At 65.5% G+C, this 4,714-nt stretch carries 7 protein-coding genes and 1 pseudogene; 3 read left to right on the forward strand and 5 right to left on the reverse strand.

Translation table 11 applies throughout. The features are described 5' to 3' along the window. The first annotated feature begins 408 nt into the window (after positions 1-408). The 3 genes from DMB66_RS58890 (at position 409) to DMB66_RS58900 (ending at position 2,229) form a co-directional block, all read left to right on the forward strand. The gene (locus DMB66_RS58890) at positions 409-714 is read left to right on the forward strand and encodes a hypothetical protein (RefSeq protein ID WP_199753288.1); all 306 of its coding nucleotides are present in this window, start codon (positions 409-411) and stop codon (positions 712-714) included. 461 nt (positions 715-1,175) lie between these two features. Beyond that, a complete protein-coding gene (locus tag DMB66_RS58895) occupies positions 1,176-1,583 on the forward strand; it encodes a nuclear transport factor 2 family protein (protein ID WP_125812600.1) in 408 nt (135 codons plus the stop codon). Positions 1,584-1,782: 199 nt separating this feature from the next. Then, a complete protein-coding gene (locus tag DMB66_RS58900) occupies positions 1,783-2,229 on the forward strand; it encodes a hypothetical protein (protein WP_125812601.1) in 447 nt (148 codons plus the stop codon). Between the two features lie 359 nt (positions 2,230-2,588). Here the strand turns inward: DMB66_RS58900 and DMB66_RS58905 are convergent, their stop codons facing one another. The 5 genes and pseudogenes from DMB66_RS58905 to DMB66_RS58920 form a co-directional block, all read right to left on the reverse strand. Beyond that, positions 2,589-3,305 carry a hypothetical protein gene (locus DMB66_RS58905; RefSeq protein ID WP_125812602.1) on the reverse strand — a complete coding sequence of 239 codons (717 nt, stop codon included), beginning with the start codon at positions 3,303-3,305 and terminating at the stop codon, positions 2,589-2,591. A gap of 13 nt (positions 3,306-3,318) precedes the next feature. Continuing rightward, positions 3,319-3,711 (reverse strand): hypothetical protein, encoded by a 393-nt coding sequence (locus DMB66_RS58910; protein ID WP_125812603.1) that lies wholly within the window; start codon positions 3,709-3,711, stop codon positions 3,319-3,321. Further along, on the reverse strand, positions 3,704-3,955 hold the full coding sequence (locus tag DMB66_RS65085; RefSeq protein ID WP_233625604.1) for a hypothetical protein: 252 nt from the start codon (positions 3,953-3,955) through the stop codon (positions 3,704-3,706). Before DMB66_RS65085 ends, DMB66_RS58910 begins: the two co-directional genes overlap by 8 nt. A gap of 134 nt (positions 3,956-4,089) precedes the next feature. Next, a pseudogene (locus DMB66_RS66435) lies at positions 4,090-4,344 on the reverse strand (RHS repeat-associated core domain-containing protein); the annotation flags it as partial. Next, the coding region (locus DMB66_RS58920; protein WP_125812604.1) for a DDE-type integrase/transposase/recombinase at positions 4,286-4,714 on the reverse strand (429 nt) is incomplete at its 5' end. The gene DMB66_RS58920 and the pseudogene DMB66_RS66435, both read right to left, overlap by 59 nt.

A 4,714-nucleotide genomic window follows, 5' to 3' on the forward strand; every position in this document is an offset into this window, starting at 1 on the left:
ACGATCCGTGACCGCGCCCAGCCCAGCCCGGCGGCCCGCTCGACCAACGCGTACTGCAACCGGGTCGACTCACGATGTTCCAGTACCTGCTGGCGGCTCGACTGACGCACATACACCACCGCCATCCGATCCCGATGCCGCGAGGTGATCTTCGACTCCGACGCTCCCCACGGCTGCCACGCCCGCGCATTCACGACGGCCGTCCTGGCTCGTCACTGCCCGGGTCGCCCACGTCCCCAACAGCCGTATCACTATCGCCCGCCGGTCGCTGTCCAACGACTCCCACACCAGGCATCGGGGGGCTCGCCGTCACTTCGTGACATCTGCTCTGATCACCGACCTGACCCACCCGGCGCCGCAGCCGGTCAACCAAATCGACCAGCCGCAACAACGCGACTACCGTAAGTATTGGCTCAGTATGCGACGAACCGTCATCTTCAGGTGTCCCACGAGTGGGTGACTGAAACCAGCATCGATCAGCTGAAAACCCATCTACGCGGGCCCGGCAAAGTCCTACGTTCGCGGCTACCCGACCTGGTCCACCAAGAAATCTGGGCTTGGCTGCTCGTGCACTACGCGATGACCGTGCTGATCGCCCGCGCTGCCGAAGCCGCCGACATCGACCCCGACCGGATCAGCTTCACCCGCTTCCTGCGCATCGTCCGCCGAACCGCCACCGGAACGGCGGACATTCCCCCCTCGGGACTGGACTGACCAGCTACCGGCCATCCACACCCAGATCACCGCCGAACTGCATCGACTCCTTCGCAGCAGCGGCTCACCGGACATGGCCTCGTCAACTCCATCCCCGCTTCGTGTGACATCACGCCAGCAGGTCGCTTGGATAGCGTTCGGATAATTGCACTTAGGAGGTACGCATGACCGCCACGGGTGTGGTCCACGCTGACCGGCACGGACTTGACGAGAACGCTGAGAGGTAGGGCACGGGTCACCAACCCGTCCGGGGCGGGACTCGCGCTTTCACCTCGCGGACGTGGCCGCGTACGGCAATTGTAAGAGGTCGGCGCACTTCCGCGAGCTCGGCGACGGCTTATTGGCATCAAGATCCACAAGATCGGCTACAAGAAGCACATCCTGTTCACGGACCGGAACTTCGGTCTCTACGTCTTCGACATCTGATCACGCACCGACCACCGCACCCGCCAGGAGCCCGCATGAGCACCACCGTTCAGCCACCCGACGAGCAGGTGACCACGGAGCTGCACGCCATCGAGCGACGCCGGCAACGAGCGCTCGTCGACGTGGATCTGGAGACACTCGATGACCTCTTCGACGACACGCTCGTACACACCCACGCGCACGGCATCACCCACACCAAGACGCAGTTGCTGGAGCACACCGTCAACCGCCGGCCCTACCTCCGCATCACCCGCGGCGAGATCACCATCCGACTCATCGGCGACGTCGCGGTCATGACCGGCCCGCTCACCAACCTGATACGAACACCCGACGGCGGTCAACGCACCCTCGCCGGCGTGGCCACCCAGGTCCTGCGCCGCGACAACCACCGCGGCTGGCGGTTCGTCACCTTCCAGATGACACCCTACAGCGAGCAGACCTGACCCGAGCTGCCCTCAGGGCCAACACCGCCGCCTGACCTTCATCTGTCCACAGGCCAAGCACTACCGCCGAAACCAGCACCAAGGGCTGCGCCAGGCCGAGAGAGCCCTCACCGAGGTTCTCGGCGCCCCCTACGCCGGGCTGCTCGGCACCAGCCAGCAAGGGCCCATCCCACCCGCGATCTTCTACAACACCGACCTGGTGACGAACCTGCACTGGCCCGGTGACGACCCACACGACCCCGACGTCTTCGCCGACCAACCCAATATCGGACGGTTCCGGGCCAACGCCACCGGCGCTGAATTCGGCGCTTGGGTTGCCCACTTCAACGCCCGCAGCGGCGTCGCACGCCTGGACGAGGCGAAGCTGCTCGACCGCTACGGCAGAGACCCGCTCCCGTTCATCGGCGGCGGCGACCTGAATTCCACCGCTAGCGGCCCGCATTTCCCGCAACGCGACTGGCGGGCCGCGAACCACTCGATCGGGTCAGCCACCGACGCGCCGCTGCGATACGGCCTGCGCCCACTGACGCGGCAGACCTTCACCGACCCTTGCGCTTCGCAAACGCCTTTCCGGGGTACGGCAGGACTGATGAAGGCCACAGTTACTTCATCGCCTCCTTCACCCATCGGCCCAAGGAACGCGTGAGGACATCGCGCTCCATCGCCAGCTGGCGCACCTTCGCCCGCCGGCACGCCTTCTGGAACAGGCCATCGGTGTACTCCCGCCCTGATCGGAATGAAAGATCACCCGGCCACGTCACCCCGCGGTCTGCGATCGCGACCTGCAACGCAGCACTGGCCAGAGCCGCGTCGTGGTGGCCGCCGAGGGCGAACCCCGACTGCCCGCCGCGAATAGGCCCAGCACGGCCGCGGAGGTAGAACCTGCCCTCGTCACACAGGATCTCGGTCAGGTCGCCGGCCCAGGCCACAATCGCCCGCGGTCCGAAACCGGACCGGCATCGGACAGGCGCCGGAACGTCACCCTGCGACGTCATTCTGGTCTGATCACGGCGAGCCGTCCTTGACGAGTCCTCTGACGAGTTCCAGCAGCCGTGCGTTGGCGGCTTCCTTTGCCGGCGTCCCACCGGCAGGGCAGAGCAGCAGCTGCGGCTGGCCACGCCGGAAGTCCTCGTCCAGCACCGCCAGGGTCGACTCGGCGCTGGTCCTGACATCGCGGTCGTCCCAGGAGCGCACCACCGCGAACGCCGCGGGCAGCGTTGCCCCGGGGTCCGGGATGAGAACGTGCCGCGGGTCTGTCGGCAACTGCTGCCGGGAGAGGTCGACGCCTGCTCGGAACCCGCCGCCGAGCATCACCGCGTCCCGCAGATCGTTGCCCACGACTTCGTTGGGTGTCAGAGGTGAGCTGTACGCGCGCCTGCCGGCACCGGCGAGGGTCAGTTCGGCCAGGTCGCCGCTGAACACGCAATCGACGAAGTCGCTATCGGGCGAGATCCACTTACGCATGACCACGTTGCGGAACGTGCAGCGTTCGAACCGCAGCAGGCCAAGCGTGGTGCGGTTGAACCGAGACCCGTCGAACGAGCAGTCCCGGAACACCGTCGGCGTCGGGCCCACACCGAGCTCCGCGATGGTGGCCCGGACGTTACTGAACTGGCAGCGCTCGAAGGTGCTCATCCCAACAGTCCAGTAGGCGAACCGCCGTCCGCTGAAGTCCTCGTCGCGGTGGGTCTCGTCGAGCATCGTCGCGCGTTCCCCGGCCATGCAGGTTTACCCCTTATCCCATCGCGGCTTCGTTCGACATGCGGCCCAGCTGGCTCAGCATGGAATGGTACTGGGCGTTCGACATGCCGTAGCGGACGTAGGTGGTACGCGTGTAGTCGGGGTTCTTGGCGGCCCGGCTCATGTGCTTGGGGATCTCGCCGACTGTCGTCACCTCGATCTTGGCGCCGTTCCGCGTGTCGGTGAAGTCCGGACCAAAGCTCGTGTTGTATTCGAACTTGCCGGGGAACCGTTTGTTCAGCTCCCTTTTGGTGGCGCGATGTACGGCGTGGCCATACCACATTCGCAACTTCCAGTTTTCGCCCGCGGCGATCCCATCCCTCAGCGCCTCACGCTCACCAGAGGATAGTTCCACCTCCAACAACTCCATCGGATCGATATCAGCCACCGATTTGAGGGCCTCCGCGACATCTCGGGTCGATCCCCACTTGTTCGGGGCCTTCACGACGGTCGGGGTTGACCACGAAGAGCAGGCCGCGGCTCATTTCCGCGAGGATGTTCATGCACCGGCTCGGGAACTTCTTGCAGGCGATGTTCTCGATGTCCTGCAGGGCCATCTCACGCAGTTGCAGAGGCAGGTCGTTGATCGGGGCGTTGTATTTCTTCTCGACGTCCTTGACCGCCTTCTCCAAGCCCTTCTCCCAGGCCTGCTTCCTCTTAGGCTTGGTCGAGCCCTTGCTCTTGCCGCCGGAGTTCTGGATTTTGGCGATCTCCTGCGGGTTATAAGGCCGTCGACTACCACGTCCGGGAGTGTCCCGGTCGGGTCGCTGAGCAGGATCGGGTTGTGGAAGCCGTAGGCGTAGGGGTTGAGGTGCTCCGGTTTGCTCAGGTCGAGTAGCGCGTCGGTGCTGATGAAGCCGCCGAGGATCGGGTCGTAGAGGCGAGCGCCGAGTTGGGTCAGGCCGGTGGGCGCTGTTGCGTTGCGAGAACCGTAGTCGCGCTGAAGGTCGCCCCGGTCGGGGTCAGATTGCGCGGGCGAGTTCGTTGAACGCCGCGGCGATCCGCAACGCCGGGCGAATATCGACTGCGAGTTCGTAGTGGCTGCGCCGCAGGTTCTGGACGAAGGCGTGCCCGGCGATCACCACTTGGGCGGTCCGATCGGTCCGGAGCCCGCGCATCGGTCTCAGCCGCCGCTTGAGCTGACCGTGATCTGCCTCGATCGGGTTGTTGGCGTACTGCTCGACGTGGTGCCATGCCGCCGGCAGCAGATCGTCGAGCACGGCCGGGTAGACCGGTGCGGCATCGGTGATCACCTCACGGGGATGCACCTTCAGGCTGCGCAATACCCGGGTAAAGAACCGGCAGGCCGCACCGGCGTCTCGGCGACCGGTGAGCATCACGTCGATGACCTGACCGTGCTGGTCAATGGCCCGGTAGACGTAGCGCCAGAC

The sequence above is a fragment of the Actinoplanes sp. ATCC 53533 genome, from assembly GCF_003947245.1.